28 protein-coding genes and 1 pseudogene are annotated in these 26,238 nt (G+C 65.1%); all 29 read left to right on the plus strand.

What is annotated here, in order from left to right; all coding sequences use genetic code 11:
- Positions 1-2: 2 nt before the first annotated feature.
- Positions 3-248: pseudogene (locus tag ACQP1O_RS43170) on the plus strand (terminase); the annotation flags it as partial.
- Between the two features lie 366 nt (positions 249-614).
- Positions 615-2,699, plus strand: coding sequence for an LAGLIDADG family homing endonuclease (locus ACQP1O_RS43175; protein WP_433568142.1), 2,085 nt, complete (start codon positions 615-617; stop codon positions 2,697-2,699).
- Positions 2,700-2,715: 16 nt separating this feature from the next.
- Positions 2,716-4,278 carry a phage portal protein gene (locus ACQP1O_RS43180; RefSeq protein WP_433568050.1) on the plus strand — a complete coding sequence of 521 codons (1,563 nt, stop codon included), beginning with the start codon at positions 2,716-2,718 and terminating at the stop codon, positions 4,276-4,278.
- Entirely contained in the window at positions 4,275-5,501 is a 1,227-nt protein-coding gene (locus tag ACQP1O_RS43185) for a hypothetical protein (protein ID WP_433568051.1), read from the plus strand. The genes ACQP1O_RS43180 and ACQP1O_RS43185 overlap by 4 nt, the downstream gene beginning before the upstream one ends.
- 77 nt (positions 5,502-5,578) lie before the next feature.
- Positions 5,579-6,256 carry a hypothetical protein gene (locus ACQP1O_RS43190; protein WP_433568052.1) on the plus strand — a complete coding sequence of 226 codons (678 nt, stop codon included), beginning with the start codon at positions 5,579-5,581 and terminating at the stop codon, positions 6,254-6,256.
- Between the two features lie 22 nt (positions 6,257-6,278).
- On the plus strand, positions 6,279-6,692 hold the full coding sequence (locus ACQP1O_RS43195; protein WP_433568053.1) for a head decoration protein: 414 nt from the start codon (positions 6,279-6,281) through the stop codon (positions 6,690-6,692).
- Positions 6,693-6,695: 3 nt separating this feature from the next.
- The gene (locus ACQP1O_RS43200; RefSeq protein WP_433568054.1) at positions 6,696-7,736 is read left to right on the plus strand and encodes a major capsid protein; all 1,041 of its coding nucleotides are present in this window, start codon (positions 6,696-6,698) and stop codon (positions 7,734-7,736) included.
- A 2-nt stretch (positions 7,737-7,738) separates the two neighbouring features.
- Positions 7,739-8,056, plus strand: coding sequence for a hypothetical protein (locus tag ACQP1O_RS43205; RefSeq protein WP_433568055.1), 318 nt, complete (start codon positions 7,739-7,741; stop codon positions 8,054-8,056).
- Positions 8,056-8,469 (plus strand): hypothetical protein, encoded by a 414-nt coding sequence (locus tag ACQP1O_RS43210; protein ID WP_433568056.1) that lies wholly within the window; start codon positions 8,056-8,058, stop codon positions 8,467-8,469. The genes ACQP1O_RS43205 and ACQP1O_RS43210 overlap by 1 nt, the downstream gene beginning before the upstream one ends.
- 7 nt (positions 8,470-8,476) lie before the next feature.
- Complete coding sequence (locus ACQP1O_RS43215; RefSeq protein ID WP_433568057.1) at positions 8,477-8,779, plus strand: hypothetical protein; 303 nt, start codon at positions 8,477-8,479, stop codon at positions 8,777-8,779.
- On the plus strand, positions 8,779-9,153 hold the full coding sequence (locus tag ACQP1O_RS43220; protein WP_433568058.1) for a hypothetical protein: 375 nt from the start codon (positions 8,779-8,781) through the stop codon (positions 9,151-9,153). The genes ACQP1O_RS43215 and ACQP1O_RS43220 overlap by 1 nt, the downstream gene beginning before the upstream one ends.
- A complete protein-coding gene (locus tag ACQP1O_RS43225) occupies positions 9,150-9,680 on the plus strand; it encodes a hypothetical protein (RefSeq protein ID WP_433568059.1) in 531 nt (176 codons plus the stop codon). The genes ACQP1O_RS43220 and ACQP1O_RS43225 overlap by 4 nt, the downstream gene beginning before the upstream one ends.
- Before the next feature lie 92 nt (positions 9,681-9,772).
- Positions 9,773-10,666, plus strand: a complete 894-nt coding sequence (locus ACQP1O_RS43230) for an Ig-like domain-containing protein (protein ID WP_433568060.1) — start codon at positions 9,773-9,775, stop codon at positions 10,664-10,666.
- Between the two features lie 90 nt (positions 10,667-10,756).
- Complete coding sequence (locus ACQP1O_RS43235) at positions 10,757-11,113, plus strand: hypothetical protein (protein ID WP_433568061.1); 357 nt, start codon at positions 10,757-10,759, stop codon at positions 11,111-11,113.
- Positions 11,020-11,538: a hypothetical protein gene (locus ACQP1O_RS43240; RefSeq protein WP_433568062.1), complete on the plus strand. Its 519-nt coding sequence runs from the start codon at positions 11,020-11,022 to the stop codon at positions 11,536-11,538. Before ACQP1O_RS43235 ends, ACQP1O_RS43240 begins: the two co-directional genes overlap by 94 nt.
- A gap of 13 nt (positions 11,539-11,551) precedes the next feature.
- The gene (locus tag ACQP1O_RS43245) at positions 11,552-12,316 is read left to right on the plus strand and encodes an endonuclease VII domain-containing protein (RefSeq protein WP_433568063.1); all 765 of its coding nucleotides are present in this window, start codon (positions 11,552-11,554) and stop codon (positions 12,314-12,316) included.
- A gap of 93 nt (positions 12,317-12,409) precedes the next feature.
- Positions 12,410-18,091 carry a hypothetical protein gene (locus ACQP1O_RS43250; RefSeq protein ID WP_433568064.1) on the plus strand — a complete coding sequence of 1,894 codons (5,682 nt, stop codon included), beginning with the start codon at positions 12,410-12,412 and terminating at the stop codon, positions 18,089-18,091.
- Complete coding sequence (locus ACQP1O_RS43255) at positions 18,088-19,002, plus strand: hypothetical protein (protein WP_433568065.1); 915 nt, start codon at positions 18,088-18,090, stop codon at positions 19,000-19,002. Before ACQP1O_RS43250 ends, ACQP1O_RS43255 begins: the two co-directional genes overlap by 4 nt.
- Positions 18,999-20,702: a hypothetical protein gene (locus tag ACQP1O_RS43260; RefSeq protein ID WP_433568066.1), complete on the plus strand. Its 1,704-nt coding sequence runs from the start codon at positions 18,999-19,001 to the stop codon at positions 20,700-20,702. The genes ACQP1O_RS43255 and ACQP1O_RS43260 overlap by 4 nt, the downstream gene beginning before the upstream one ends.
- A 16-nt stretch (positions 20,703-20,718) precedes the next feature.
- The gene (locus ACQP1O_RS43265) at positions 20,719-21,216 is read left to right on the plus strand and encodes a phage gene 29 protein family protein (RefSeq protein WP_433568067.1); all 498 of its coding nucleotides are present in this window, start codon (positions 20,719-20,721) and stop codon (positions 21,214-21,216) included.
- The gene (locus ACQP1O_RS43270; protein WP_433568068.1) at positions 21,213-22,022 is read left to right on the plus strand and encodes a glycoside hydrolase family 25 protein; all 810 of its coding nucleotides are present in this window, start codon (positions 21,213-21,215) and stop codon (positions 22,020-22,022) included. The genes ACQP1O_RS43265 and ACQP1O_RS43270 overlap by 4 nt, the downstream gene beginning before the upstream one ends.
- Positions 22,019-22,237, plus strand: coding sequence for a hypothetical protein (locus ACQP1O_RS43275; RefSeq protein ID WP_433568069.1), 219 nt, complete (start codon positions 22,019-22,021; stop codon positions 22,235-22,237). The genes ACQP1O_RS43270 and ACQP1O_RS43275 overlap by 4 nt, the downstream gene beginning before the upstream one ends.
- Positions 22,234-22,584 (plus strand): hypothetical protein, encoded by a 351-nt coding sequence (locus ACQP1O_RS43280; protein WP_433568070.1) that lies wholly within the window; start codon positions 22,234-22,236, stop codon positions 22,582-22,584. The genes ACQP1O_RS43275 and ACQP1O_RS43280 overlap by 4 nt, the downstream gene beginning before the upstream one ends.
- 17 nt (positions 22,585-22,601) lie before the next feature.
- Positions 22,602-23,354, plus strand: coding sequence for a hypothetical protein (locus ACQP1O_RS43285; RefSeq protein ID WP_433568071.1), 753 nt, complete (start codon positions 22,602-22,604; stop codon positions 23,352-23,354).
- The gene (locus ACQP1O_RS43290) at positions 23,351-24,484 is read left to right on the plus strand and encodes a hypothetical protein (protein ID WP_433568072.1); all 1,134 of its coding nucleotides are present in this window, start codon (positions 23,351-23,353) and stop codon (positions 24,482-24,484) included. Before ACQP1O_RS43285 ends, ACQP1O_RS43290 begins: the two co-directional genes overlap by 4 nt.
- Positions 24,485-25,084 carry a hypothetical protein gene (locus ACQP1O_RS43295; protein ID WP_433568073.1) on the plus strand — a complete coding sequence of 200 codons (600 nt, stop codon included), beginning with the start codon at positions 24,485-24,487 and terminating at the stop codon, positions 25,082-25,084.
- Positions 25,085-25,092: 8 nt separating this feature from the next.
- On the plus strand, positions 25,093-25,413 hold the full coding sequence (locus ACQP1O_RS43300; protein WP_433568074.1) for a hypothetical protein: 321 nt from the start codon (positions 25,093-25,095) through the stop codon (positions 25,411-25,413).
- A gap of 17 nt (positions 25,414-25,430) precedes the next feature.
- Positions 25,431-25,718, plus strand: a complete 288-nt coding sequence (locus tag ACQP1O_RS43305) for a hypothetical protein (RefSeq protein ID WP_433568075.1) — start codon at positions 25,431-25,433, stop codon at positions 25,716-25,718.
- Between the two features lie 108 nt (positions 25,719-25,826).
- The gene (locus ACQP1O_RS43310) at positions 25,827-26,216 is read left to right on the plus strand and encodes a phage tail fiber protein (protein ID WP_433568076.1); all 390 of its coding nucleotides are present in this window, start codon (positions 25,827-25,829) and stop codon (positions 26,214-26,216) included.
- The last annotated feature ends 22 nt before the right edge of the window (positions 26,217-26,238 follow it).

Here is a 26,238-nt window from a genome sequence, read left to right on the forward strand (position 1 = left end):
CGATGCAGCTGATTGTTCCGCCGTTGGATGCGGAGCCGTGGCCGACGTTGGGCGACCAGGTGTGCGAGTTCATCGAGGAACGCGCGGTTTACGGCCCTGGCAGCCTGAAAGGGCAACCGGCGAAGCTCAATTCGGATCAGCGGCTGTTCATCTACCGCGCCTATGAGCATTACCCGCAGGGGCATAACCGTGCGGGGCGGCGGCGGTTCAGCCGGGCGGGATTGAGTGTTCGGAAGGGCTCTGCGAAGTGCCTGAACCCTGATGTGTTGCTCACGATGGCCGATGGTTCACGCGTGCGGGCCGATTGCATCCGCGCGGGAGACGAGATCCTCTCGTGGGATGAAGTGCGGGGTTCACTGGGGCCATCGCGAGTCCGGTTCGTTGCGGAGCAGTTCGCGGCACCACGGTATGAGGTGTTGACCGAGCGCGGCCGCAGGATTGTCGTGACCGGCGAGCACCCGTTCTTGGTGCAGGGCACTCGTTGGATACCCGGCATGCCGAAGCGGTGGCGCTATCTGTCGTGCGATCCGGCATCTGAGCAACGGCAATGGGTGAAGGCTGCAGAGCTTCGGCCCAAGGACCGGCTCGTCGTCGCGACTGGCTGGGCCGAGGACATGTGTTTCGGGCTTGACGCGGAGACGGCCTGGATCCTGGGCGCGATTGTTGGCGACGGGAGCGGTGACGGTCGCTTCACCAACGTAGACGCTGAAATCTTGGCCAAGCTCGGTGAGCGATTTGGGCTTACGCCGCTGAAGGGCGACCCGAATTCTTACTACCTGCGCGGCTGTCGGCCGTTGTTGAAAGAGTTTGGGCTCACGGGCTGCAATGCTCGATCGAAAAGGGTTCCCAGCCAGGTATTTACAGCTGGACGAGCTGCCATCGCGGCCTTCCTCGCCGGTTATTTGGACACCGATGGATGTGTCATCGTCAGACATCTGGGAGGCAGGAAAGTTCAGACGGTCGCCGAATGGGCGAGCGTCAATCGTGAACTGCTGGAGGAATGTCAGCACCTGCTGACAGGTCTCGGCGTGAATGCCAGCCTCCGAGAGGCCCGGTCGCAGTATCTGGGTGCGGCGCATGTGTCGTGGAAGCTCACGGTCAACGATTCCACGCAGCTGTCACTCCTGGCCGAGGTTTTGCCCCTGGTTCATAAGGGCAAGCGTGAACGCCTCGATCGGATCGCAGGTAGGCCAAAGCGATGCGTTTTCGCTGGCATGGACAACGATCGAGTTGTTCAGGTGAATCGTCTGGTCGACGGGCCCTCGATTTCGATCGAAGTCGAGGATACGCATACGCATGTGACCGCTGGTTTGGTCACCCATAACACCGAGTTGCTGGCGTGGCTGGCCTTCGTCGAGCTGCATCCCGAAGCGCCCGTACGGTTCTGCGGTTTCAACCGCGATGGGTCGCTCAAGCCTGGGCGTCCAGTCAAAGACCCTTATATCCCGCTCATGGCCAACACGCAGGAGCAGGTTGCCGAGCTGGCGTACGGCGCGTTGATGGTGGTTTGCGAGGAAGGCGCGGATCCGGAGCTGTTCGATATCGGCCTGGATCGGATCCTGCGGGTCGACGGGGGCTGGGCAGATGGCAAGGCGGTGCCGATCGCTGGTGCGCCGAATGCCCGAGACGGCGCGCGCACGACGTTCCAGGGGATCGATGAGCCGCACCGTTTGTATCTGCCGAACCATAAGGCCGCAGTCGAGACGATGATCGCGAATCTGCCGAAGCGGCCTATCGAAGACCCGTGGATGTGTTCGACAACGACCGCTGGCCAGCCGGGGCAGAACTCGGTCGCCGAGGACGAATACTTCGAGGCGGAGGCGATGGCCCGCGGCGAGGTGGACCGTCCCACGTTCTTCTTCTTCCACCGCCAGGCATCCGATGGCTATGACATGTCGCGGTTCGAGGACCGCGTCGAGGCGATCCGCGAGGCGTCAGGCCCGGACGTGGCCGAGTGGTCCGACCTCGAAGGCATTGCTTCGCAATGGGATCGGCCGAAGGCCGATAAGACCTACCTCGAGCGGGTGTGGTGCAACCGGTGGACGCAGTCGGAGGCGCAGGCCTTCGATGTGCGCCGCTGGAACACCCTCGGATGCGCGGGGGAGCATCTTCCGCCGCGGTCGCGGGTGGTGATCGGTTTCGACGGTGCTCGGATGCGGGACTCGACGGCGTTGGTCGTCTGCGATGTGAAGCACGGCTTCATGGAGCTCGCTGGCCTGTGGGAGCGGCCCGTTGACGCCGAGGACGGCTGGGAGGTTCCCGAGTCGGAGGTGACCGACAAGCTCACCGAGCTGATGCGGCGTTTCAACGTGGCGAAGGTGTATTGCGATCCGCCGCATTGGAACAACACCGTCGGCGAGTGGTCGGTGAAGTGGCCGGACAAGGTCGAGGAGTGGTGGACCAACCGGCGCCGGCAGGTATCGCAGGCGAACAAGGCGTTCCGGGAAGCGATCGAGACCGGTCGTGTCAGCCATAACGGTGACCCGGATCTGGAGCGGCACATCGGTAACGCGGGCCGGGCGGATACCAACCTTGTCGACGACCCGGAAACCGGTGAGAAGGCCTGGATTCTGTGCAAGTTGCACCCCGATCGCAAGCTCGACGCCGCGATGGCGGCCGTGCTGGCGTGGCAGGCGCGGATGGATGTGCTCGGTTCGCAACCGAAGTCGAAACGTCGTGTGGTTCAACGAATCCGATGAATGGAGGTGATCGCGCGTGTCGGACCCGATGCCTGTGTTGGATGGCCTGAATGATCCGGGCAGTCCCGGGTGGTGGCTGGATTATCTGGCTCGCCGGTTCGACGTGCGTGACACCACCTATGACCTGACGGTCGACAATCTGACGCAGCAACCGATATGGCCGGTGCGGACGCGCCGGCAGCGGTTCAACCTGTTGTGGAGCTACTACATCGGTGCACCGCCGTTGCCGCAAGTGGCGCAGGACTTCACGCAGACGTTCCAGGATGTGTTGCGCAAGGGGCGTGCGACGTATGCACCGATGTGTGTGACGTCGATGCTGGATCGGATGGAACTGCGGGGTGTGCGCACCGGCATCGGGGGTCCGGGTCCGCGGGGTGACGATATCGCTCGTCGGATCATGCTCAACAGTGGATTCGCGGCAGCGTTCAAGGATTTGCTGACGTATGTGTTCACGATGAGCGAGGGCTACCTGATGGTGGTCCCGGCGCTCCCGAACGCGGTCGACAAGACGCCGCTGATCACTGCGGAGGATCCGAGATTCTGCGTGGGGGAACCGGATCCGCAGAATCCGACCCAGTTGCGGGCGGCGTTGAAGGTCGGCTATGACCCCGTGCTGTCGCAAGAGGTGGCGTGGCTGTTCGTCGGCGGGCGACGCTATAAAGCGGTTCGGCAGTCCTCGGCGTATTTCAATCGCGGATTCTCGGCGTCGGGATTCCAGTGGGACGAAGACGAGGGCGGCTCCGATGGTGTGTCGCTGCCCGAGCTGGACGGGATCGGGCAGGTCCCGGTCATCCGGTTCACCAATGCGCGCGGCATGGGGGAGTACGAGCCGCATCTGGACTTGCTGGATCGGATCAATGACACGATCCTGCAGCGGATCGTGATCACCTGGTACCAGTCGTTCCGCCAGCGCGCGGTGATCGCCGATCTGGAAGGCGATGAGGACGATCAGGATTCGCCGGTCGAAGAGATCGACTGGAACGACGTGTTCCGTGCGGATCCGGGCGCGTTGTGGCGGGTGCCGGCGGGGTCGCAGTTCTGGGAGTCGGGGCAGACGGACTTGACGCCGATCATCACCTCCATTCGCGATGACGTGAAGGAATTCGCTGCGGTCACCTCGACGCCTTTGCATCTGATCACCCCGGATGCGGCGCAGGGCAGCGCCGAGGGGGCGGCGTTGATGCGTGAGGGTCTGGTGTTCAAGGTCAAGGACCGCAAGGCGCGCATCAACCCGGGCCTGGTCGAGGCATTCAAGATCGCGTTCGCGTTCGCGGGTGAGCCTCAACGCGGCAAGGACATCGAGATGCTGTGGGGCGCGGTCGAATCCTATTCGCTGGGCGAGAAGTCCAATGCGATCAACCAGACCCGCGGCATCCTGTCTCGGCAGCGGCAGCTGACGGACATCATGGAAATGGATCCCGATGAGATCGTCGCGAACGAGCAGGAACTGATCCAGGACCAGATCCTGTACGCACAGCTGACCGTGCCGCCGCCGCCCACACAGGTGCGAATGACAGAGCAGGTCACCGACAAGAACAAGCCCGGCACACTCGCCCCGACAGCGGCGCAGGTGCCGTGACCGCTCCGGCGAGCACGCAAGACCGACGCCAGCAGGCCGCCACCGCGGCAGCAGCACTGTACGTAGCGTCGCGGACACCGCGTGATGTGGCCACCGCGACCGGACACATCGTCGCGGGTGCGGCTTCGATGGTCGCGAACTCGTCGGCGGTGACCGCCGCCATGATCAAGAACTTATGGCGCACCACCAACCCGTACGACGACGCCCAGGTCGCCGCGTTCCTGGCCAAGTCCGGGCAGGTGATCGTCGCTGCCCAGAAAAGTGTCGCCGCGACTACGACGGCCGCGCAGGTCGCCCAGCTGCGGACGATGGGCATCACGGCCGACGTGTCGGTGCAGATCCCGGACAATGTGCGGGGCGCGCATGTGAAGCTGGGTGCCGACGAGGTCACCGTCACCCACAAGCCCAGCACGGTATTGACCTATCAGCCGAAACCCAATGAGACACAACAGCAGACGATCACCGCTGCCGACTCGGAACCCGGGCGCGTGTTCTCCCGCGCGGTGGTCCAGTTCCGGTATCACCAGTCTGTTGGTGCGGATGAGGCGACGGCCAACCAGGCGGCCGAGCAGCGCATCGATGACCTGGTGGACACGAACCTGGTGCTCGCGCAACGGCTTGCCGAGCAGGAGAGCTTGAAACAGGCGCAAGCCCAGGACTCCCGCATCACCGGATACCGGCGGGTCATTCACCCGGAACTGTCCAAGGGCGGCGTGTGCGGCATGTGCGTGGTGGCCAGCCACCGCGTCTACAAGATATCCGACCTGAAGGCGATCCACTACCGGTGCCACTGCACGGTCGTCGCGGTCACCGAAGCCCACGATCCGGGATCGGTGATCAACGACAAAGACCTGCAGCGGCTCTACAACGACGCAGGCGAGAAGGTCGGCGGGTCGTCCACGCACCGCAAGGATTTGAAGGCCACCCGCTACGACATCGTCCACCACGACGAGCTGGGACCGGTCCTCACGCGCGTCACCGGCGAGAAGGTCCCCTACTACAGCGTCACGCCGCCCACGCCTATCAATGCAGTGGTGAGCGCCAGCGAGAAACCGGCCGCCGCCGCGACGAGCGCCGAGGAATTCGCCGCACACCAGGTCGAGGTGTTGACCGAGTCGCTGAAGTCGCTGCGCGCGCGCGGTTTCGCCGAGGACTCCTCGCCAGTGCAGTACCACCTGGCGCAGATCGCCAAGTTCCGCAAGCAGCTCGATCAAGCTGCCTGAACCTCAGCTTCCCGCAACCGATTTGCGGGCTGACCCGACATGGGTAACTCACACCCTCCTGACATAGGAGAACACTCTTGTCCGAACCCATTGCCGCGCCCGTTGCGGCTGAACCGCAGGCTCCTGCCGCCCCGGCTCCCTCGCCTGCCGCTCCTGCCGCCCCTCCTGCGTCGACGCCGTCGGCCAATGGTGAGGACTGGCGGGGCATTCCGCTGTCGGAGATGACCGACGCGCAGAGGGCTTCCTACTGGCAGCACTATGCGCGCGAGCACGAGAGCGCCGTCAAGGCGTTCAAAGGCGTCACTCCGCAGGAAGTGGCCGCTCTCAAGGCCAAGGCCGACGCTCTGGAGACAGAGAAGATGTCGGCCGACGAGAAGGCACTCAAGCAGGCGAAGCAGGAAGCCGCCGACGCAGCCACCGCGGAAGCGCAGTCCCAGTTCCTGCCGCGAATCCAGGCCCTGCAGGTGAAGGCCGCCGCATCGTCCATCCTGTCCGGCGACCAGCTGAAGACGTTCTGCGACATCGTCAATCCCGCAGCTCTTCTCGGTGCCGACGGAGAGGTCGACGAGTCGAAGGTCATGGGTGCGCTCACGGCCATGTACCCCGGACAAGCCAATCCGACTCAGCCGCAAGCCAATACCCAGCGTTGGCAAAACGCCGGGCAGCATTCTGCGCCCCCGCCGCGCGGCAATACCGCGGTCGATCAGGCGAACCAGCAGCTGGAAAAGCGCTTCGGCATCAAACAGAAATCCTGAGCCTCAGAAAGGGGGCTGAATCATGACCGATATCAATGTGTTGAACATCGCGCAGGGCGTCGAGAAGCGCTCGTGGCTGCTGTCCCAGCACGGCACCGACGAAGGCACGATGCTCGGTTGCACGCTCGACACCAGCAAGTTCACCGCCAACACCCACTACCCGAAGGGATCGATCCTCTCGGGTCTGGTGCTGGCGAAGATCACCGCGACCGGCCTGTACGCGCCCTACACCTCCGGCGCCACCGACGGCACCCAGAACCCGGTCGGCATCCTGTTCTCCTCGCTGCGCGTGATCCGTCCCGACGGCTCGCTGACCCCGACCGTGGCCGGCGCGCTGATGGTGCACGGGTTCGTGAACACCGCCAAGCTGCCGATCTCGCCGGATTCGACGACCAAGACCGCACTTCCGCTGATCGTCTGGGCTGGAGGGGAGTAAGAAATGACTTTCGTTCTCGATGGTCCCGTTCTGCCGGACGCGCTGGTGACTTTCGTTCGCCAGGTGCCGGTCCCGGCCACGTTCATGCTGAACCAGATCCTTCCGGACCGGTACTTCACCCGCAACGACGTGGTGTTCACCGAGCTGACCCGGGTCAACCGGACCGCACGGTTCCGTGCCTACGATGCGCGGCTGCACGTCTCCGAGCGCGACACCTTCACCGACAAGCAGGTGAAGATGCCCGCACTGTCGTCCTCGATCAGTGTCGGTGAGCTCGAGCGGCTGAACCTGGAGTTCGCGCGCACCGCAGGCACCAACCGGGCCGCGCTGGTGGAGGCGATCTACAACGACGCGACGAACCTGACCCGCGAGGTACAGGCCCGCATGGAGCTCGCGCGCGGCAACGTGCTGTCCTCGGGCACGTTCGCGCTCGCCGCGGAAGGTGGCATCACCCAGACCGCCGACTATGGCGTCCCGGGCGGCAACTTCGTCGCACCGTCCACCCTGTGGTCGGATATCACCAACTCCAAGCCCATCACCGACATGCTGTCGTGGGTCGACTCCTACGTCGCGGTCAACGGTTTCGCGCCCGGATCGATGATCCTCAACCGCGCCACCCTGCACCTGCTGCAGCGCAACGCCGAAGTGCGCCAGTACTTCGCGACCCTGATCGGCACCGTGGACGTCATCACCCAGCAGCAGCTGTCCACCGTGCTCATGAGCCTGGGTCTGCCCGACATCCAGTTCGTGTACGACACCAAGGTCGACGTGGACGGCACCACCACCAACTGCATCCCCGGCAACAAGGTCGTATTCCTGCCCCCGAACCCGAGCGACCTCGGATTCACCGCCTGGGGTGTGTCGGCGACCGCGCTCGAGCTGATGCGCTCCAACGCCGTGGACATGGCGTTCGAGGACGCCCCCGGCATCGTCGCCGTGGTCGACCGCGACGGCCCCCCGTACCGCGAATTCACCTACGTGGACGCGGTCGGCATGCCCGTCATCCAGCAGCCGCGCTACCTGATGGTCGGAACGGTGAGCTAGCCATGGCGCGCCTCAACACCACCGTCCACGTGCTCAAGGACGACCACAGTCACGCCGTCTTCGAGGCCGGCGACGAGGTGCCCGCCTGGGCTGTCGCCCGCATCACCAACCCGAACGTGTGGGACGAACCACCCACCGACGGAGAAGGCGACGACGCCCAGGAAACCGTCACCGATCCCGATGCCGCACCGGCCAAGGCCGGACCGGGCGCCACCCGCCAGGCATGGGCCGACTATGCCGAACACCGTGGCGTCGCCGTGGCCGAGGAGTGGAAGCGGGACGACATCATCGCGGCCATGGAGAACGCCGGGCTCGCCTGATGGGAACCTTCGCGCAGTTCTCCGACGTGCAAGCCGAGTTCGAGGGCGTCATACCCTCGACTCGGCAGGCATGGACTGAAGCGAAGATCGACGCTGTCGAAGCACGCTTGATCGGGCTCGTGCCATCGCTTTCCTCGCTGACATCGGTGTCGGATCCGGCGCGGTTCTCGCGGGTGAAACATCTTGTGGTTGAGAAGGTTCTGCGGTTGTTCCGCAACCCGTCAGGGGTGACGCAGCAAACCGCAGGGCCCTTCTCGACCGCCTACTCATCGACCACGGCGTCAGGGGCGATCAGCTTCACCGACGAAGAGCTGTCGACCATCCGGCAGCGCACCAAGCGAGCCAACCTCGGCGTCGCGACAGTCGCGCCGTGGCGAGCGGATCAGGCACCCGGTGTATTTCCCGTCTGGTGAGACCGTCATGGTCAAAGATGCCCCGGCCATCGACCGGACCGGCGACCCGATATCGGACCCCGCCCCGCGCGCGGTCGATGGCGTCGGAATCGAGTTGATGTCCACACGATCCGACACCGAACGCAGAAACACGACGATCAGCGAGTACCGGCTGTTCTTCCCCGCCGGTGACCCCATCGCCGCAGGCGCCCACATCCAACTCCCCGGTGACACCGTCTGGTCCCGGGTTGTCGGCAAGCCCCACAACTGGCACTCCCCGCTGACAAGTTGGGAGCCCGGCACCGTGGTGCTCGCGGAGAGGGTCGCGTGATGGAAGACGTCAACGTGCCGGCCATGCCGAACCCGTTCATCACCCAGTTCCTCGTCGGACCTACCTGCCGCGCACTGGTTTTCGAGGTGGCCGAGCTGTACCAGGCCCTCTACCGCGGTGTCGTCGCGAAGCGGACCGGCGAGCTCGCGAAGTCGGCTCGCGTTTCCACCGGCATCGAGGACGGCCGGTGGGTCGGATTCATGGAGATCGGTAGCTCGACCGCCTATTACGCGGCCAGCCACGAATTCGGTGTCACCGGGGATCGGCTCAGTGCGCCGCGGCGCACCGCCGACACCGCCCGGCAGGTGTTCAACGAGGTCTCCAAGGGCGCGCACGACCTCAACAAGATCCTCAATCTGATGGGGGCGCTGTGAGTCTGCGGTTCCCCGACTGGTGGAAGGGCGGCTTCCCGGATCGGGAACTGGTCGTCATGGATGCCCTGCAGCCAATCCTGAACACGGTCGACGTCCTCACCAGCGCCGGCCAACCTGTCCTCGACAACGGGCAGCCGCGGAGACCGCAGGCCGTCTCCTGGCTGCCAGACGACTACGCATCACACCTGCCGTTGGTGCGCGTCTTCCGTGGCGGCGGCGCCGCAGCAGCAGGCGTGATGGCCGATCCCGCATCGGTTCAGGTCGCCACCATCGCCGAAACCCGCGCGGAGTCATGGGAACTGGCCGAGTTCTGCAGGCAATGGCTCCTGTCCTACTACCGCGGCGGCACGGTGATCCGTGAGGACGGATCGAAGACGCTCGTCGACTGCATCGAGGAACTCATCGGCCCGCAGCTGATGCCCGAGCTCAACCCCGACGACCGGCTCGTACCTCTCACCTACCGCGTGATCTGCCGCAAACCGCGAGGCCTGCCGGACTACGCCAAAGTCCGCGAATCCCTCTCCTGATCAACAGCTTTCCCTCTGCGCACGTCCGGGGCGTGCGTCACCCACCCCTGTGATGCCCGCACCCCGGGCGACCCTCTGAAGGAGGACCCGTCATGACCGATTTCGCCACCGACGTCCGTCAGGGCAACCCGGATCTCGAGATCGCCGTACTCGACTGGGCCATCTACCTGGCTCCGAAGAACACTGCGATCCCGACCGACTACACCGACAGCTCCGGGCTGATCCTGCCCCTGTCCGCCGCCTACGTCCCCGTCGGCAACCTCGACAAGAAGGCCGGAACCAAGCTCGCCACCGCGATCAACAGCACCCCGGTCGACACCTACGGCGAGCAGACCGCGACCCGCATCATCCGCAAGTCCCGCGACACCACCGTCGACTTCACGATGCAGCAGACCTCGATGGTCACCGCGGGCGCGTACTGGGGTCAGGACTTCTCCGACGTCAGCGCGAGCGCCACCACCGGTGAGGTGCATCTGGTCATCTCCGAGACCGCGTTCAACGTCGAGTACTCGCTGGTCATGATCGGCGTCGACGGTGAAGCCGGTGCCGAGATCTACACCATCATCGACTCCGGTCGCGCAACCCTCAGCAAGTCGGGCGACGTCACCTATAACGATGACGGCATCGCGATGTACCCGGTCACCATGCAGTTCCTCAAGCACAAGACCCTCGGCTACGCGACCCGAATCACCTACGCCGGTGCCGGATTCCAGCCGCTGGCCTCGGCCGCCGGGTTCTATCCGCCGGTCACCGGCATCACCGTGTCGCCGTCGACCACCACCAAGGCCGCGGCCGCCACCCAGCAGCTGACCGTGACCGACAACAACGGCCGCAACGTCACCGCCCTGGCGACCTACTCGTCCTCGGCGACCTCAAAGGCCACCGTGTCCTCGACGGGTCTCGTCACCGCGGTCGCGACCGGTTCGGCGACCATCACCGCCACCTACAAGACGTTCACCGGCACCTGCGCGGTCACCGTCTCGTAGCGCACCATGCGCCGTCCGCGCCCTGGACCTCCCCGGCGGGCGCGGGCGGCTTCCAACCTGCCGGGGACATGTTGCCGGGGAGGCAAACTCATGGTTGAACGCAAGACGGCCGCCAGGCCGCAGGTTGCCGATAAGGTCGAAAAGGCCCCGATCGGCCGGTTCTATGATCTCCAGCAGGAAATCGATGTCCCGAAGCCGTATGTCCTCACCGAAGACATCACGATTTCCCCGCTGACTCGCCGGCAATTCATCGAGATCGAGACAGCCGAGAACGAAACAGCTGCCGAACGCATCATCTTCGGCGAGCAATACGACGCGGTCATCGCCCTGTTTGAAGACCAGCCGTACGCGGTGTGGCATGCATTCACCCGGGACATCAACCGCCATCTCTTCGGCCTCGGCGTCGAGCAGGCGCCGGGAAAATCCGAGGAATCCTCCGACTCATAGACGAGCGGTGGGATGACATCGACGGAGATTTCCAAGACATCCTCGGCGTCGACGCCTATGACTGGATTCGCGGCCTTCGACCGTGGAGCCAGTTCCACCGTCACTACAAACGATGCTGCCGAATTGTCGGCAGCGCATGTCATTCCGCGCTGCTGGTCGATCCCCAGCTTGCCGAGGAAGCAGCGAAGCTGCCGAAGGCCAAGAATCCGACGGCATTCGGGTTCAGCGCCGAGATCCACGCCTTGTTCAACATCTGCGACCTGATCATCGCGCAGATCGCGAAAGACCCTCGCGCGTCGATGCTTCCGCGGCCGCTCACGGGCGCGGACATCCTCTCCCAGCAGAAGCGGCAGGCGGCCATGAACAAGCTCGTCGCCACATTCAGCCCGCAGCACGTCGACCTCACCCCACAGCTATCCGCCTGAGAGGAGGTTGCCCGTGCTGCTCGATTTCCATTGCCAGGTCTGCGACAAGGATTTCGAGCGAATCAAGCTTCAGGGCAACCACCTCCAGCGTCGGCGGATCTGTGAGCCATGCCGCGAGTGGTTCTGCTGGTGCAACAAGTGCAAGCGCGCCAAGCTGTTCTCCGACTTCGACCGGGCATCCGGAACGAAGAACGGCGTCCAAGGCATGTGCCGGGCATGCCGGATCGACATCACCGGACTCATTCGGATCCGGACCTGCAGCCATTGCGAGTCGGACTGCGTCGTCAGCAATCACAACCGCTACAACGGCAAAACGCCGTGGCTGTGCGACACCTGCTATTTGAGCGTCAAGCTCTGCCAGCAGTGCGGTGAAACCAAGCACATCTATGAGTTTGCTAGGGCTGCCGACAGGCGCAACGGTCGTGTGGCGCATTGTCGGAGCTGTACCGCAGCACGGTGGTCTGCGTCGGATCATGAGCGGCGTACACAGGCAAAACGCCGCAAGCTGGGGCTGTCATATGACGCCTACCTCGCAATGCGCGTCGCGCAGGACAACCGCTGTGGTATTTGCGGATGCTTCGAAACCGAGGTCCATCCCGGCGGCCAGATCCGTGAACTGGCTATCGATCACGATCACTCGACTGGTCGTGTCAGAGCGCTGCTGTGCGGTCGATGCAACAAAGCGCTGGGCCTCATGCTCGACGATCCTTCTCGCCTTAGGGCGGCTGCGGACTATCTGGAATCCCATGCGGCACAACGTGAACCGGGGGAGGTGTAGCAAATTCCTAGCTACGATGCGGGATCCGCGGCGATCAAGATCAAGCCGTCCTTTGACGGATTCGTCAAGAAGGTCAAGTCCGAGCTCGAGGCTATGGACTTCAAGGTCGATATCCGTATGGGCATCGACACCGCCGCAGCCCGGGCCGAGGTTGAGAACTTCCGCAGAGCCGCAGGCGAGAACGTCTCGATGCGGATGGAAGCCGCCACCGAGACCGCCCGCGCCGAGGTTGACGCGCTTCGCCGCGAGGCCAGCCGTAACGCGAGCATGCGGATCGACGCGGACACTGCGGCCGCGCGCGCCGAGATCGAAGCCCTGCGCCGGGAAGCCGGCCGAGGATCCACCATCACGCCTAGCATCAACGGGTCCGGCGCGAAGTCCGCTGCTAGCAAGCTGTCGAGCGACTTGAAGTCGGTCCTCACCTTGCAGGCCAAGGTGGTCGGCGTCGTTGGTGCCGCGGGTGTTGTCGCCGATCTGCTCGCGATCGCTGGTGCCGCGGCCAAGGCCTCGCATGCCCTGGCATTGCTCCCCGCGGTCGGGTTCGGCGGTTTGGCCGGACTCGGATCGGTCGCTGTCGGCGCCCGCGGCATCACCGGCGCTTTCAAGGCGGCCACGGAGCAGTCCAACAACTCCACCGGCAACGCCAACGACGCGATCGACAAGGCCAACGCGGTCGCCGAAGCCCAGTACGGGGTCGAGCAGGCGGACCGTGCCGCGACGGCCGCGCAGAAGGACCTCACCAACAGTTACAAGGACGCCGGCCGGGAGCTGCGCGACCTCAACGACCAGCTCGAAGACCAGAAGCTGTCGACCGAGGACGCCTCGATCAGCGTCGCCGAGGCCGCCAAGAATCTCGCCAAGGTCCAGCACGACCCGTCTGCTGACGCGGAGACCCGCCATCGCGCGGACCTGTCTTACCGGCAGGCTGTTCAGCGGCTCAAGGAGCAGCAGGAGAAGACCAGCGACCTCTCGCAGGACACCGCCGAGGCGAACGCCAAGGGCATCGAGGGCTCCGACAAGGTCACTGCCGCAAAGGAAAAGGTCCTCTCGGCCACCCATGATCAGGTCAAGGCCGAGCAGGACCTGGCTAAGGCGATCCGGGAGCAGTCGCTGGGCAGCAGCAGCGAGCAGGCCCTGGCCAAGGCGATGGCGAAGCTGTCGCCGAACGCGAAGGAACTGGTCAACGATATCCGCGCGCTTGGGCCGGCCTGGAATGATGCGCAACAGACCAGCCAGGACGCGCTCACCAACGGGCTGGGTGCGTCGATCACGACCCTGGTCAAGCAGCAGCTACCCGGCCTCAAGACCGGCATGGTCGGCATCAACACCGCCATCAACTCTGGGCTCCGCGCCACCCTGGCCAGCCTGTCGAGCGAGACGAACAAGGCCGATTTCAAGACCTCGCTCGCGAACGTGGCACTCGGCTTCCAGAACGCCGCCAAGGGCGCGGCCCCGCTCACCGACGCCCTCACCAAGCTCATCACGATCGGCACCGACTTCCTGCCGAAAATGGGCGAGAACTTCGCGCGCTTCGCTACCGACTTCAACAACCGGGTCCAGGTCGGCGCCGCGACGGGATCGCTGAAGACCTGGATTCAGGAGGGTATCGACGCCGGTAAGACGTTCTTTGGAATCCTTAAGGACGCGGGCTCGATCGTCGCCTCGGTCTTCCGGGCGGCCGATGCTGATGGCGTCAGCAAGTCGTTTCGGCAGGCGTCCCAGGACTTCGCATCATTCCTGAAAGGCGCTGAGGGACAGGACAAGCTGCGGGCGTTCTTTGCCGAGGCGCGTGCTGACCTGGATCGCATCAAGCCCATTCTGGCAGATCTGCCGGCGTTGCTGTCTGGTGTCTACCAGGGGTTCCAGGTCTGGAGTGGGATCGCGACACCATTCCTGAAGGTGGCCGCGGACCTGCTCAGCGCGCACCCCGCACTCGTTCGGGATGCGGTCGTCGCCTACCTGGCCTTCAAGACGCTCTCCCCGGTCTTTTCCGGACTTCGTTCTCAGATCCAGGACACCAACAGCGCGTTGAGCACGTGGCGGCGGACGTCTGACACAGTCAACGGCGCACTCACAAGCGCATTCACGGCCTTGCGCACCGGTGCAACCTCGGCGTTCACGACGCTGGGCACTGGTGCTTCCACCTTGTTCACGGCACTGCGAACCGACGCCACAGGTGCTTTCAACACCTTCCGCAGCGGTGTCGCCGGTGTCGTCAGCGCCAGTGGCGGCGTAGCCAATGTGGCGGGCGTCGGCTCGGTAGCGCTCGGCCGCTTCGGTAGCGCGGTACAGCAGTTGGGAACTCATATTCCCGTCGTTGCCCGTATGCAGCAAACCTTCCTCGACACGGCAGCCACCGCGACGACCTTCAGCCGGACTGCGGGCGCACTGGCGGCCACCGGACTGACCCCTGCCGCCAATGGCATTCGTACCGCGGCCCAGGCACTCGGGAACGCAGGATCGGGGTTGCTGTCCGCGCTCGGCGGCCCGTGGGGTATCGCGATCACAGGCGCGACGACGGCCTTCCTCGCCTACAAGTCCGACGCCGACCAAACACGGCGTGTGCAAGAGGAACTGGCGAATGCGGTCGTGAAGGGCGCCAAGGCGCAGGACACCTTCCGCGCATCGCTGGAAGCTTCCAGCGGCGCGCTCACCACCCAGGCCAAGGAAGCCGCGTCCAGCCTCACCACAGCCAACCTGGCGTCCATCACCGATGTCGCGAAGTCGGGGCACTCGGGCTGGTCGAGTTTCTGGCATTCGCTGGCCAGCGATGGGCATGCGGACTTCATCAAGAGCAACAACGAGAAATACGACTCGATCCAGCGCGCCATCGACCAGAACAGCACCCTGCAGAAGGTTCTGCGCGATCAGAAGCTCGAGGTTTCCGACCTCGGGGGCATCGTCGCCAACGGCGGGGAGTCGTACACCAACCTGATCAACGCGCTGAAGAACACCGGCGCCGCGGGTTCGGATGTCGTTGCGGCGCTGGAGAAGACCCGCGACGAACTGACGCATGCCGGTCAGCTGGCGCGCGACACCACGCCAGGGTTCAGCAGCCTCACCGACGCGGTGAAGACGCTCTCCGACGCGTCCGCGTCAGGGGCGGACCGCCTCAGCGCACTGAAGACCGCCCTCGACGTCCTGTCGGGTAAGTCTCTCGACGCACAGGATGCGCTGGCCCGCTACAACGATCAGGTCCGCCAGACCGTTGACCTCACCAAGAACTGGGACGCCAGCCAGGGCACTGGTCAGCAGCTACTCGACGGCAACAAGATCGACACCGGAACGGCGAACGGCCGCAAGCTCTACGACACCCTCAAGGCCATCCGCGACGCCACCGCCGACGCCGCCCTCGCTGGCAATGACCTTGACCCGATCCTGGCCAAGAACCAGACCCAGTTCGAAGACCTCGCCCGGGCGACCGGCCTGGACGTCCAAACCATCAAGGATCTCGCGACCGGCATCGGCTACCTGCCCAACGACATCAAGATTCTCGCGCATCTGCAGGGTGCCAGCGATGTAACTCAGCAGCTCACCGTGATCAACGAGGAGCTGAAGACGCACAAGGATGGCGTCACGATCCCTGTCAAGGCATTGACGAAGGAAGCGCGCGACGAGCTGGACAGGCTCAAGCTGGTGGAGCCGGTCCCGGGTAAGCCGGACGAGATCCACGTCGTCGCATATACCGCGGATGCATTGGCGAAACTGCAGGAGCTTGCGGACAAGAAGCTGCCGGACAAGACGCAGAAGATCAACATCGATTGGAAGCTGGCCGACAATGCGTCGCCGGTAGCAGTCCTTCTCCATCAAACGCTGGCTGATCAGGGAGTACTGAAGCCGAGCGTGCCCGCCAACGCCACCGGCGGCATGCTGCCCACCACGGGACCGGGTACCGAGAAGCGCGATGGCATTCTCGCCGTTACCGGCGCCGGCGTTCCGGTCGCGCGGGTGGACGGCGGGGAGTGGGTGATCAACCGGCAGTCCTCGCAGAAGTATGGCACGGAGCTCGCCCAGATCAACGCGGGTACGTTCCGGCAGCTGCCCGGCCATGAGGACGGCGGCGTCATCGGTGGCGACAACAACAAGACCGACGACCAGACCGGCAAGACCGCCCAGGCCGACACCAACAAGGCCACGACGACTTCGCATGTCTCCGACCTGATCTCGTACGCGCAGTCGATCAACGGCACCCCTTATGGTGGCGACTTCGATTGCTCAGGCACTCAGTCGAAGCTGGCGAACAAGGCCGTCGGCCGGGAGCCCGATTCCGGGCGTATGGCTACCTCGAATGAAGGCGAGTTCCTCAGCGCGCTCGGCTTCAAGGACGGCGTCGGCAACAGCAGCACCTTCCGGATTGGTTGGGTGAACAACCCGAACATGGCCGCAGGCGGTCACACTGCGGGCACGCTGCCGAACGGTGTGAACGTCGAGAGTGGCGGCGCGACAAGCAAAGTCATGTACGGCGGCCAGGCGATCGGTGCCAGCGACAACATGTTCACCAACCGCTCCTATCTGGTCATGGACGCGGCAGGAGGCTCGGGTGCCTACGTTCCGGGCCAGTCGACGCCGGGCTCGACCGTCTACAACACCAACACCTCGACGGTCACCAACCCGCAGGCAGCGTTGCCGGGGAAGAAGTCCGACACGCAGATTTCGATCGAGGAGGACAAGGCCGCGGTCGATTCCGCCAACTCCGAGCGCAACGCTGTCTACGCCAACCCGGCCTCGACGGACGCGGACAAGCATGCAGCCGACCTCAAGTACCAGAAGGCGCAGAACACGCTGGAGTCGGCGCAGAAGAAGGACGACAACAGCAGCCTGTCACTGAAGGGCATTTTCTCCAAGGCCGCAGGCTATTTCGCTGACGCGATCCTGTCCGGCCTCGGCCTGGAGAACAGCATCTTCAGCGAGAACAACGTCTACAACAAGGCCATCAACAGCGTCGTCGACCACTACAAGGACGCCAACGGCACCGGCGGGTACTCCTACACGCCGCAGAACCTGCCCACCGTGGTAACCACCTCGACTCCGCAATCCGATGCGCCCGTGAGCGATCCGGCTTTGACTGACCAGGTGCCGGCCGCCGACACCACCACCGTCGGGAAGGTCGCGCACGCCGCAGCGGTCGAGGCATGGCGCCCCACCTTCAAATCGGTCCTGGCAGCTCTCGGCAAGCCCGATTCGTGGCTGGAACCTGGTCTGTCGCAGATGGAGACGGAGTCCAGCGGCAACAAGAACGCGATCAACGATCACGACTCGGACGGCAAGGGCGGCACTCAGACCGTCAAGGGCCTCATGCAGATGCTCGACTCCACCTACGCCACGTACAGGAGTGCGCAGTTTGGTGGAGGCATCTTCGACGGCGCCTCGAACATCGCGGCATCGATCAACTACACCGCGGCCCGGTACGGCGACGCCACCACGGTCTGGGGCCAGGGCCACGGCTATGCCAACGGCGGCTGGATCCCGGGCACCGGCGGCGGCCGCGGCGACGGCACCAAGGTCTGGGCCAGCCCGGATGAGTTCATCGTCAACGCCTACGACGCCACCCGCAACGGTGACGCGCTCGAGGCCATCAATCAGGGGAGGTGGTCACCGGTGAACATCGACCCCAGCCAGCTCATCAACCGCGGTGACAGTGCGGCCAATGGCGGCGGGACACAGTTCATCACGCACATCAACGAGCCCCGCGTCGCTGACGTGCGCGACCTCGCCGACCTGGTCGAGCGGCAGGCGCACATCAAGTCCATGGGCCAGCTGGCGGCCGTCCGGTGAGCGACTACCTCGCGCTGCGGCTGATCGGGAAGTCGGGCCGCGTCTGGACTATCTCCGGTCCGGGCGCGGGCTGCGAAGGCGTCGAGCTGATGCCGAAGCCGAAAGCCTTCTATGACTCGCCCGCGGTCACCTACTGGATCTCCGCCGGCGGCGGAATGCAGAAGTACCAAGGGTTCTCGTATAAGCGCAGGGACCCGCTGTTCGGCCTGGTGATCGCTGGAGACGATCCCGAGGACGAGCTGGCCATCGCCGACCAGGTGCGCCAGGACCTCGGAAACCCGGACGACACCTTCCAGCTCGAGGCCGAAACCCGCTCCGGCGTCCGGCGATTGACCATGCGGTTGCTGGAAGACCCGAAGGCATTCGAGACTCTCGATTTCGAGGGCCGCGATCCGCACAACTTCGAGGCGAACTCGCTGATGGTCAGCGCTGCCTGCGAGCAGCCTCACTGGGCCGCCGATCCGGTCACCTCGGATTGGTCGCTGCCGAGCGGAACCTCCGGGTCCACCAGCGCCTTCCAGCACCCCGGCAATCCCGGAGACGTCGCCGTGTTCCCACGGTGGACGCTCAATGCCCCCGGACAGTGGACGCTGCCGGATCCTTCCTTCGGCCAAGAGATCGACTTCCAGCGGCCTCCGGGAGCGGACACCAACCGCATGTATCCGGTGGTCGCGCTGCAAGCAGGCGAGGACGTCGAGATCGACACCAATACGAACGAGCCGTTCATGATCACCGCCGCTGGTGGTCTCGGGCCATGGATGCGGTCCTCTGGCCGCGACATGATCTACCCCGTCGCTCCCAACACTGAGCCGTTCCTCACCACGGTCTCGGTCACAGGCGCAGTCACGGGCGTGACCGCGACCATCGAGGTCGACCGCTGGTACTCGCGACCCTTCGGGATGTCGCTGTGACCATGCTGACCCACGACCAGATCCACACGGCCTGCCAGCAGCGGCGTGACCAGTTCATCGCGATGCGCCGCGCGCGGCCCCGACCCCGGCTGTGGACCAACAAACCCGACGGCAGCCCCGGCCTCGCACTCATGGGCGAAGCAGTCGACAGCATGAGCGGTGACTTCACCTGGAAGCGCAACCAGTTCGGCAACACCGGCACTCTGCGGATCCGGATGGACCACTACCTCGCCCGGCAGGTCATCAACATCCCCGACGATCCCGACGCGAAGAAGAACGTCGTGCTCACGCTCGACCACTACAGCGGCAAGGTCCGCTGGTCGGGGATCATGAAGTACTTCAAGGCCGTCAAGAAGTCCGGCATCTGGTACCTCGAGCTCGTCTTCATCGACGACCTGCAGTACCTGCAGTTCATGCTGGGTGCGCCGAATCCGCTGCTGCCCATCCCGATCTTCCAGTTCCCGCGGGTGCTGCCCATTTTCGGGCCCGCGAAGTGGGCGATCTCGATGATGATCCTGCTCAACATCATCCGCATCGAGGGCAATCTCTGGACCCTCCCCGATGATCCCTTCGCGGTCGGCTCCTGGGGCGGCGTCTTCGACTGGTCCGGCTGGCAGGTCCTGATCAAGGCCAACCCGATCGACCTGGACGACTCGAGCGTGTGGACGCTGCTCGCGACCCGCATGAACCGCATGGACCAGGTCATCCAGAACGCCCTCGACGACGCCCAGCTGACCATGCGGTATCGGCGAATAATCACCGACGATGGCGAAACCTCTGACATCCCAGGCGTTCCTGATGTCGCCAATGGCGCGCTTGTCCTGGAGGTCGTCGATACCAGCGGCTACTACTCGCCTGATGGCGTGGCCACCGGCGGAGGACTGGCCGGCGGGTTCGCGCGCACCGTTCAGCAGTTCGGCGACGGCTTCGTCGAGGACGTTCAGATCGTGGCTGGCGATGACGAGTCGTGGCCGCCGTCCTACTTCGACGCCGACTACATCGGTCCCGGTGACCCGACACGCACGTGGATCGTCATCCGCGACAGCAAATACAACGCCATCGACACATCGGAATGGACATGGGGGCCAGCCACCGCGGTGCGGGCCATCGTCGGCGGCGACAACCCACTCGCCGACAACCTCACGCGATTGACGATCGAGAGCATCGGAGCCCTGATCGGCTACTTCCTCCTCGGCGGATTCTCCGGACTCGGATCGATCATCGCTGACGTGGTCATGCCTTTCCTGGTCGGCACGATCTTCGCGTGGCTGGAATGGCAAAACCATTCTCGCGCACACGCTTTGGGGTGGGTCCACCTCTGGGAGGTGTTCGGGCAAGGCGCGGAGAACAACGCCTGGAGCTTGGGTGCTGTCGTCGCTATCCGCGGCGCGTTCCTGGCCACCCAATCCCAGACCGCGCATGTCATGTCCCTGGGGAGCGGCGGCCGGTTCCTGCCTGGGCTCATGTTCATGCCCGGCGACCGGATTGGGTCCACATTCGAGGTGGCCACCTCCACCATCCGCGTCGACCAGTGCGAGGAGCTCAATCTCGCCTGGGACTACTCGGCTGGACAGGCGCACGAGTACAAGGCCCAGATCGGGATGGCGCAGGCCGCGATGACGTTGGCCGAGCGGCAGAACCGGCAGATCTCCTTCGCCCTGGCGACGCTGGCGAACATCGGCAGCCACCTCCTCAGCTGACATCGGAAGGCAGGCAATGGATATCACGTCGATGACCCGCGTGGTCACCCAGGACACCGCGGATATGGACGACCCTCGGCAGCACGTGGCTTGGGCGCTCGCCTTCTTCCCGTCCCCGAACCCGCAGATGGGTGCGGTGCCCGTATATCCCGTCGTCCGGGAGATGCAGTCGGAGCTGCTGGTGCAGTTCGGCTTCAAGCACCACCCGGAGCTGCAGACGAAATGGCTGATCCCCGGCGACCATCCGGAAGCGGGTTGGTACAACACACCGAAGGTCGTCGACCGCGATGAGTACGACGAGTGGCTCGCCGCGCACGCAGACCCGGAAGCCGAGGCTGAGAAGTGGAAGTCCACAGCGGAAGCCCTGCTCGGAACCCTTAATCCAAAGCTCGCAAAGAGCATCGCCGACATGACCCCTGAGCAAAAGGCGCAGGCAGCCGAGCTGCAGAAGAAGGCACTCCCGCCTGAATTCGCCCGGCTGGTCGAGCTCGCCCAAAAGGAGAACGCCGAATGACCCTCTACGGCATCGACATCAGTAACAACAACGGCTCCGACATCGACCTCGCGCAGGTCAAGGCCGAGGGCTTCGACTTCGTGTTCTGCAAGGTCAGCGAGGGCGACTACTTCGTCGACTCCACGTGGCCCGCATACCGCGACGCCGCCCGGGCGGCCGGCCTCGCGCTGGCCGGATATCACTACGTCCGCGGCGACTGCGATCCCGACTCCCAGGCCGACGTGTTCGTCCGCCACCTCGACGGCGCGGCCGCAATGCTCGACTTCGAAGCGAACTCCGGTGGCATGGATGTGTTCTGGGCGGTAGTGCGTGCGATCAACGCGCGCGGCGTCCAGGTGGCCCTGTCCTACATCCCGCGCTGGTACTGGCAGCAGATCGGCTCGCCCGACCTGTCGCAGGCACCCGGCCTGATCCAGTCCTCCTACGTGACTACGCCTTCCGCCCCGGCCTCGGCTATGTACCCGGGCGATGACTCGGCGTTCTGGAACGGTTTCGGCGGCAAGGCCGTCGACATCCTCCAGTTCACCGACGGCGCCATGGTGGCCGGCCATTCCGTGGACGCCAACGCATTCCGCGGCACCCGCGCCGACCTCGACACCCTGCTGGCCGTACCCCGCTCGCCCAACCCTGCAACCCCAGGAGCTGACATGGCACTCGACGACAACGAGCAACGCGAGCTGCTCGACAGCATCCGCTACATCCGCGGCCAGCTCAGCCCCTGGCCGCAGCTGGGCCATAACGAACAAGGCCAGCCTCTCACCCTCGTCGACGCCGTCGCTCAGCTACGGAAGGACCTCGGAAAGTGAACAGCAACCGCATCCCTGAACCCGCGCTGGTCCGCTCCACTCTGGTAGCGGTCACCGGCATCATTGCCTTGATCCTCGGCCATGCGATCAACGTCGATTGGATCGACTCGGTCGTCACCTGCTATGCGGCGCTCTCGCCGATCGTGGCCGGACTCTTGATCAGGTCCGCCGTGAGCCCAGTGAGCCAGCCAACCAATCAGGCGGGCGGCCAGTGAGCTTCGACGCCCTGTCCGAAGTCCTCACCGGTGTCGGGGGCGCCGGAATCGGCGGCTTGGCGACCGGATTGTTCGGTCGCCGCAAGGCCAAGGCCGACGAAGCCGCCGTGCTGTCCTCGGTCGCGGTCAGCCTCGTACAGCCGCTGCACAACGAGATAGCCGGCCTGAGAGACGAACTCGGCACCGTTCGCACCGAGCTGGCCGCGCATAAACGCGCTACCGAAGAACGTGAGGCAGCTCGCCGGGTAGCGATGGTCGCCCACACCGAATGGGACACCAATATGGCCGGCCGTCTCCGCGACGCCGGTTTCGACGTTCCTGAACCCCCGCCGCTGTCCGCGGCCTGATCTGTTTGGGAGACCTGATGAAGCTCGGAAAACTTCCCGCCCGCATCAACGCCACCCAGCTCAAACTCGGCACCTACCTGGATTCGGCTGTGCTGCCGAAGATCCCGGTCGAGTTCGGACACGAGCGGGCGATCGCCGATTACCAGATGCTCGGCAATGACGAGGTGGGCGACTGCGTGTGGGCTGGTGCCGCGCACGAGACGATGATCTGGGGTCGCGAAGCCAACACCACGATCGAGTTCAACACCGAGGCAGTCGAATCCGACTACTCCGCAGTCACCGGCTACAACCCCGCCGATCCGTCCACCGACCAGGGCACCGACATGCAGGTCGCCGCGTCCTATCGGCGCCGCATCGGTGTCGTCGACTCCGCAGGCAACCGGCATCGCGTCGGCGCATACGTCGCGCTCACCCCGGGCAACCCCGACGAGCTGGCAGCCGCCGCATACATCTTCGGCGCGGTCGGTATCGGCTTGCGCGTCCCGGCGTACGCGGAGGACGAGTTCAACGCGGGCAAGCCCTGGGATGTGCGCCATGGCAATGCGACCATCGTCGGCGGTCACTACGTTCCGGTCGTCGGCCGGCGCGCGGGCAACTTCTGCGTCGTCACCTGGGGCCGCGTGCAGGAGATGACCACGGCCTTCTACCGGCGGTATTGCGACGAAGCCCTCTGCTACCTGAGCACCGAGATGCTTACCTCTGGCGTCAGCCCGGAAGGCTTCAATCTCGCTCAGCTGCAAGCTGATCTGCGGACGTTCACCCGGCGATGAGCAATCCGGGAGGATCATCGAACCTATCGCCGGGCGCGTGGGGACTCACGGGCACGGATGGCTCGATCCCGGCCAAGTCCACTCACACGCAGGACGCGATCACCCAGAACCTGCAGAACAGCTTCTCTTCCCAGCAGTTCTCGGGGCTCGGCGGCGGCCTGATCGCGATGATCATTTCCTTCGTCGGGGGCGCCCTCGCGGGCATCCTCGGCGGATTCGTGTCGGTGCTCGAAGCGATCTTCGGCACCGTCAACGACCCGTACGTCGCGGCGCTGCCGACCATCAACAACCACAGCAACTCGATCACCCAGCTGACCAACGCCTTCAATCAGCTGATCCTGCAAGGCAACGCGATCGTCTTCACCAGCAACAACACCTACACGCCCACCGCGGGCATCCTCTCGGTTGACGTCATCATCATCGGCGCCGGAGCGGGCGGCGGCGGCGGAGACGGTGAGGTTCAGCTCAATGACTCCGCTGGCGGCGGTGGCGGCGGTGGCGGCGGCGAGATCCACTTCAACGTCCCTGCGTCGCTGTTGCCCACCAGCGGTGGAGCTTTCAGCCCGATCTCCATCACTATCGGTGCGGGCGGCGGAGGTGGTGCGGGCGGCAGCCATGGCGCCGCCGGGACCGGTGGAGGCAACACCTCCTTCGGCTCCTTCCTCACCGCGGGCGGCGGACAGGGCGGCCTGTTCGGCCTCCTCCAGGGCGGCGGCGCGGGCGGCATCGGCGGCGCCGGAATGATTCCCGGCGGCAACGGAGGAAAGGGAGGCAACGGCCCCGGCAATGTCCCCTCCGTTGCGGGAGGCAATTCCACCAGCGCATACGACCTGCACGGCGGTGGTGGCGGTGGCGGTGGCGGTGGCGGATCGCTCGCTGCAGGCGCATCGGGCGGCATCGGCGGCATCTCACCTGGAGGCACTCCCCCTGGTGGCGCCGGATCTGCACCGTCCTCGATCATCGCCACCGGCGGTGGCGGTGGAGGTGGAGGCAGCAGCAGCACGACCGGCGGCACGGGCGCCTTCCCTGCCGGTGGTGGCGGTGGTGGCGGCGGTGGCGGTGGCATCTCTTACACCGCCGGCAGCGCGGGCGGCAACGGGATCATATTTGTCGTGGAGCGCATGACGTAGATGTATGTCAATACGATCGTCTACACCTCGAGCGGAACCTATACCCCCTCATCGGGATTCGTGCTCGGTGTCGACGTCATCCTCCGCGCCGGAGGGGGCGCAGGGAGTTCCACCACCGGCGGTGGAGGCGGTGCTGCGGTGACCCGCGAACGAATCCACTCGACCGATATGGGGTCTGGACCGATCACGGTCACCGTCGGCGCTGGCGGCAGCTCCGGTGGAGACGGCGGGTCGTCCTCGTTCGGCACCCTCGTCACCGCACGGCCTGGGCAAGGTGGCACGAACGGCGGCCAGGGCGGCCTGTCATTCATGCGCGGCGGCTCCGGCGGTGGTGCAGGCATCCCGGGCGAGTCGGTCACCTCGGGCCCGGTGCGGCTGCTGGCAGGTGGTGGGGGCGGCGGTGGATCTGGCGCGGGCGTGGGTGGCGGCGCGTCCGGTCTAGTGCCTGCGGGCGGCACTTCCCCGATTTTCTGGCAGGTGCTCCAGTCCGGCGGGGGCGGCGGCCACGACTCGGGCGGAGGGTTCCCCGCTGGGGGTGGCGGCTCGAATGCGAACGGCGCGGCGGGCTGCGTGACCGTCATCGAATACATCGCACAGTGAGGAGCGAAATGGCTACAGCCACAATTCAAGTCGCCGAGGTCGGTGGCTTCGCTGGACCGGCACGGTGCTTCGCGATCGACCCTCCGTTCGAGGGCCATGGCTACGTGACGGTCGTGGCAGTGCCGGGATACGGCGCGCTCGTGCGCCCGAAGGCCGAGGTGTTCCCGGCGACCGAATCCGGGGCGTGCGCCGAGCTGTCGCTGATGTCGCGACCGGGCAGCTTCACCCTGCACGACGAACCCGACACCGTTGAGCGCATCGAGGGTGCCTACTGGTGGGCGCTGCTGTCGCTCGGCGGCTACGAGATCACCGTCCAGGACGCAGCCTGATGTTGTACCCCCGGAAGGTGAAAGACCCACTCGCAGTACTGGATTACAAGTTCACGTTCGGCCAGGACCACGCCGGCGCACCGCCGTGGCTGCAGCCCGGCGAAGTCATCCAGACCGAGACCATCACCATCTCCCCGTCGGATCTGACGCTGGAGTCCAGCGACATTACCGACGCCGGAACTGCGGTCACTGTCTGGCTGTCCCAGGGGACCGCAGGCGCCACGTACACGGTGCGCTGCAAGGTCGTCACCTCCGAGTCCCGCACCGATGTCCGATCCATGACCCTCGACGTACAGAACAGGTAGGCCATGACCGCTGCGTTCGAATTCCTCCTCACTGCCGAGGCGGAAGTCACCCATGCCGACGGAACCACCGATTCCGCGGAAACCACCGAGACCCAGGAGGACTGAGCTGTGGCTACTGGAATCAACACGACGAACCTGGCCAACAAGATTCTCGACCACCTGCGTGGCGGCACCGCATGGACGCAGCCCGCGGGCCTGTATGTGAAGCTCCACACCGGCGACCCGGGCTCGGCCGGCACCGCGAACGCCAGCGCCGTTACCACCCGCAGTCAGGCGACGTTCGGCGCCGCCTCATCGGGAGCGATCGCCCTGACCGGCACCAACCCGTCCTGGTCGATGACTGCTACCGAAACCATCACTCACATCAGCGTGTGGGATGCGTCGACTGCCGGCAATTTCCTGTGGTCCGCAGCGCTTTCCGCGTCGAAGTCGGTCGTCAACGGTGACACGCTGACCCAGACATCGCTGGGCTTCGCGCAAGCGCCGCTGGCCGCCTAGCCCGGCAGCCGAGGAGTAGGCC

Source organism: Nocardia sp. CA-151230, assembly GCF_050942175.1.
Classification (GTDB): domain Bacteria; phylum Actinomycetota; class Actinomycetes; order Mycobacteriales; family Mycobacteriaceae; genus Nocardia.